We start from the raw sequence: 4,867 nt of genomic DNA, 5'->3' as shown, positions 1-4,867 counted from the left end.
TCACCGGAATCGACGCGACGGGCGCCGCCGTGCTGCGCACCGCACTGGCCGAGCTCGCCGAGCGCGGCATCTCGGTCGACTACTGCCGGGCGCGCGCCGTGCTGCGCGTCGAGCTCGAGCACCACGGACTGCTCGCCGGAAGCCGGGTGTTCCGCACCTGCCGAGAGGCGCTCGACGAGCTGTCGTGACGCTCCCGCGCCGCGTCGCCCGATAACCTGGCCCAGGCCGCCTGTGACCTTTCTCACAGGGCACCCGAAAGGATCCCCGCGTGAATCTGCTGCAAGCGCTCCTCCTCGGAATCGTCGAGGGCATCACCGAGTTCCTGCCCGTCTCGAGCACGGGCCACCTGACGATCGTCGAGAAACTGCTCGGCCTGCAGGTGAACGACAAGGGCGTGACGGCGTTCACCGCGATCATCCAGGTGGGGGCCATCATCGCGGTGATCGTCTACTTCTGGCGCGACATCGTGCGGCTCATCGCCGCCTGGTTCCGCGGCCTCGCCAACCGCAACGCCCGCGGCGCGGACTACCGGCTCGCCTGGTTCGTCATCATCGGCACGATCCCTGTCGGCATCGTCGGGTTCCTCGGCCGCCACTTCATCTCGGGCCCGCTGCGCAACCTCTGGGTGGTGGTGATCGCGCTCGTCGTCTGGAGCGCGGTCATGTGGTTCGCCGAGCGCGTCGCACTCAAGCAGCGCAACGAGCAGAAGATGAATCTGACGGATGCCGTCTTCATCGGCATCGTGCAGTGCTTCAGCCTCGTGCCGGGCGTCTCGCGCTCGGGCGCCACCATCAGCGCCGGCCTGCTGCGCGGCCTCGACCGCGTGGCCGCGACGCGCATCTCGTTCTTCCTCTCCATCCCCGCACTGGTCGCCGCGGGCGGCTTCGAGGCCCTCACCTCGGCGAGCGACATCTCTGCGACCGTCGGGTGGGGGGCGACGGCCGTCGGCACCCTGGTGAGCCTGATCGTCGCGTACGTGTCGATCGCGTGGCTGCTGCGCCTCGTGCAGCGGCACCCCATCAGCGTCTTCATCTGGTACCGCATCGCGGTGGCGGTCGTGATCGCACTGCTGCTCGGCTTCGGCGTGATCAGCGCGACCTGACGCAGGCGCCGCCGTGTCAAGCGGCTCGCGCGCCCGGCGCGAGTTCTCTAGCGTCGAGATCGTGCCGGCCAACAGCTACCGACTCCAGCTCTCCGCAGACTTCACCCTGTTCGACGCCGCCGCGCAGATCCCGTATCTGCGCCGCCTCGGCGTCGACTGGCTCTACCTCTCGCCGCTGCTCGAGGCGGCGAGGGGGTCGGCGCACGGCTACGACGTGGTCGATCACGGGCGCGTGGATGCCGCACGCGGCGGCGCCGAGGGCCTGGAGCGCCTCGCCGAGACCGCGCACGCGGCCGGCATGGGGGTGCTCGTCGACATCGTGCCGAACCACATGGGGGTCGGCGACCCCGCGGCGAATCCGTGGTGGCGCGACGTTCTCGAGCACGGGCCCTCCTCCGAGTTCGCGGACTTCTTCGACATCGACTGGGACGCCGGCCACGGCCGGGTGAAGACCTGGCCGGACGAGGTGAACTACCGCCGCTTCTTCGCCATCAACGAGCTGGCGGCGCTGCGCGTCGAGGACCCGCGGGTGTTCGACGCCTCGCATCGCGAGATCGCGCGCTGGTTCGCGGAGGGGCTCGTCGACGGCGTCCGCGTCGATCACCCCGACGGCCTGCGCGACCCGGGCGCCTATCTCGAGCGGCTCAGCCGGGCGGTCGGCGGCGCCCCGATCTGGGTCGAGAAGATCCTCGAGGGCGACGAGCGGCTGCCGCCGTCGTGGCCGGTCGAGGGGACGACCGGCTACGACGCTCTGGGGCTCGTCGACCGGGTCTTCATCGACCCGCGCGGCGAGGCCGAGCTGACCCGCGTCGCCGACGACGCGGCCGGCGCACCGTTCGACTGGCCCGCGCTCGCCGCAGACCGGAAGCGCGAGGTGGCCCGGGGCGTGCTGCACCCCGACGTGGCGCGAATCGCGCGCGAGCTCGGTGCGGCCGTAGGCGGCGGCACGGAAGCGGCCCCGGTCGAAGAGGCCCTCGTCGAGCTGGCGGCGGCGCTGCCGGTGTACCGCACGTACCTGCCGTTCGGGCGCGAATACCTCGACGCGGCCGCGGCACAGGCATCCGCCGCCCGCCCCGAGCTCGCGCCGGCGATCGCGCGCACAGTGGCCGGCCTCACCGACCCCGGCAACCCGGGTGCCGCGCGCTTCCAGCAGACGAGCGGCATGATCATGGCGAAGGGCGTGGAGGACTCCGCCTTCTACCGCTACCCGCGGCTCACGAGCCTCAACGAGGTCGGCGGCGACCCGTCGTGGTTCGCGCTCGCCCCCGACGGGTTCCACGAGCGGCAGGCGGCGCGCGCCGCACAGCTGCCCGGCACGATGACCGCCCTCACGACCCACGACACCAAGCGCAGCGAGGACGCCCGCGCCCGCATCGCGGCCCTTTCCGAGGTGCCCGCCGAGTGGGCCGCCCTGTTCGCCGAACTGCGCGAGCTGACCGGAACCGGTCACGCGCCGATCGACGAGCTGGTCTGGCAGGCGATCATCGGCGCCTGGCCGGCGAGCGCCGAGCGGCTCGTCGACTACGCGCTGAAGGCCGCGCGAGAGGCGGGGGATGCCACGAGCTGGACGACCCCCGACGAAGAGTTCGAGGCGCGCCTCGCCGCCCTCGCACGGTCGCCGTTCGAGAACGCCCGGGTGGGGCGCATCGTGGCCGACTTCGCAGCCCGCATCGCCCCGGCCGGGTGGAGCAACGGCCTCGGCATGAAGCTGCTGCAGCTGCTCTCGCCCGGCATGCCCGACGTCTATCAGGGCACCGAGCGGTGGGATCGCTCGCTCGTCGACCCCGACAACCGCCGCCCGGTCGACTACGCGGCGAGCTCCGAGCTGCTCGCGCGGCTCGACGACGGCTGGCTGCCGCCCGTCGACGACTCCGGCGCCGCCAAGCTGCTCGTCGTCTCACGCGCCCTGCGGCTGCGCCGCGACCGACCCGAGCTGCTGCAGGGCTATGCCCCCGTCCGCGCCGACGGGCCCCGCGCCGATCACCTCATCGGCGTCGACCGCGGGGGAGCGGCGGCCCTCGCCACCCGGCTTCCCCTCGGCCTGCAGGCGGCCGGGGGCTGGGACGGCGACACCGTGGTCGAGCTGCACGGCCGCGACGAGCTGACGGGGCAGCGCTTCGACGGTCGCGTGCCTCTCGGCACGGTGTTCGCCCGGTACCCGGTCGCCCTGGTGGTGACGGCGTGAGCACCGACTTCCGCGTCTGGGCGCCCGATGCGGCATCCGTTCGGCTTCTCACTCAGCCCGGCGACGTGACCCACGCGCTCACGCGCGGCGATGACGGGTGGTGGGCGCCGGATGCCCAGGCCGCAACGCTGAGCGAGGTGCAGCGCTACGGCTTCCTCGTCGACGGCGACGGGCCGTTCCCCGACCCGCGTTCGCTCCGCCAGCCCGAGGGGGTGCACGGGCTCTCGGCGCCGTTCGACCCGGCATCCTTCACCTGGTCCGACGGCGACTGGCGCGGGCGCGAGGTGCTCGGCCACGTGATCTACGAGCTCCACCTCGGCACCTTCACGCCAGAGGGCACTCTCGACGCCGCCATCGGCCGCCTCGACCACCTCGTGCAGCTCGGCGTCGCCGCCGTCGAGCTGCTGCCGGTGAACGCCTTCAACGGCCCGCACGGCTGGGGCTACGACGGGGTGCTGTGGTTCGCGGTGCACGAGCCCTACGGCGGCCCCGAGGCCTACCAGCGCTTCGTCGACGCCTGCCATACCCGCGGCCTCGCCGTCATCCAGGACGTCGTCTACAACCACCTGGGGCCGAGCGGCAACCACCTGCCGAGGTTCGGCTCGTATCTCGGCGCGGGCAGCAACACCTGGGGCGAGGCGGTCAACCTCGACGGCCCGGGCTCCGACGAGGTGCGTCGCTACATCATCGACAACGCACGCCACTGGCTCGTCGACCTGCACGTCGACGGGCTGCGGCTCGACGCGGTGCACGCCCTGCACGACAGCCGGGCCCTGCCGCTGCTCGAGGAGCTCGCCGCCGCCGCGGCCGGCTGGGAGGCCGAGGTCGGGCGCCCGCTCACCCTCATCGCCGAGAGCGACCTGAACGACCCCAGGCTGATCCGGGCGCGCGAGCGGCACGGCTACGGGCTCGACGCCCAGTGGGACGACGACGTGCACCACGCGATCCATGCCAATCTCACGGGGGAGTCGAGCGGCTACTACGGCGACTTCGCGGATCTCGGCGCGCTCGCCAAGGTCTTCCGGGACGGGTGGTTCCACGACGGCTCGTGGTCGAGCTTCCGGCAGCGGCACCACGGCCGCCCCCTCGACCCCGAGATCGCCTTCCGCCGGCTCGTGGCCTTCGCGCAGGACCACGACCAGATCGGGAACCGCGCGGCCGGCGACCGGCTCAGCGCGCAGGTGCCAGACGAGCTGATCGCCGCGGGCGCCGCCCTGGTGCTGCTCGGGCCGTTCACGCCGATGCTGTTCATGGGGGAGGAGTGGGGCGCGCGCACCCCGTGGCAGTTCTTCACCTCGCACCCCGAGCCCGAGCTCGGTGCGGCCGTGGCCCACGGCCGTACGCGCGAGTTCGCGCAGCACGGCTGGGACCCGGTCCTCGTGCCCGACCCGCAGGACCCGGCGACGTTCACGCGCTCGAAGCTCGACTGGAGCGAGCTCGAGCGCGAGCGGCATCGACGCCTGCTCGCGTTCTTCCGCAGGCTGATCGAGCTGCGCCGGGACATCCCTGTCGACGCGCGCGCGGTCGAGGTCGATGCGGATGCCTCGCGCGGCACCTTCTCGTTCGTTCGCGGCCACGTG

Annotated in this window: 4 protein-coding genes; all 4 read left to right on the top strand. The window is 72.7% G+C overall.

Features of this window, described 5'->3' with window-relative positions:
- Positions 1-188: hypothetical protein (locus ACM2XV_RS12265; protein WP_487027119.1), on the top strand; the 188-nt coding region annotated here is incomplete at its 5' end.
- An 80-nt stretch (positions 189-268) separates the two neighbouring features.
- Positions 269-1,102 (top strand): undecaprenyl-diphosphate phosphatase, encoded by an 834-nt coding sequence (locus tag ACM2XV_RS12260; RefSeq protein ID WP_344778037.1) that lies wholly within the window; start codon positions 269-271, stop codon positions 1,100-1,102.
- A 61-nt stretch (positions 1,103-1,163) separates the two neighbouring features.
- On the top strand, positions 1,164-3,287 hold the full coding sequence (gene treY / locus ACM2XV_RS12255; RefSeq protein ID WP_487027118.1) for a malto-oligosyltrehalose synthase: 2,124 nt from the start codon (positions 1,164-1,166) through the stop codon (positions 3,285-3,287).
- On the top strand, positions 3,284-4,867 hold a 1,584-nt coding region (gene treZ / locus ACM2XV_RS12250; RefSeq protein ID WP_487027117.1), incomplete at its 3' end, for a malto-oligosyltrehalose trehalohydrolase. The genes treY and treZ, both read left to right, overlap by 4 nt.

It is taken from the genome of Gryllotalpicola sp. CP2-P1, assembly GCF_057512245.1.
The sequence above is the reverse complement of the archived record's forward strand: the minus strand, read 5'-3'. Positions and strand labels throughout refer to the sequence as shown.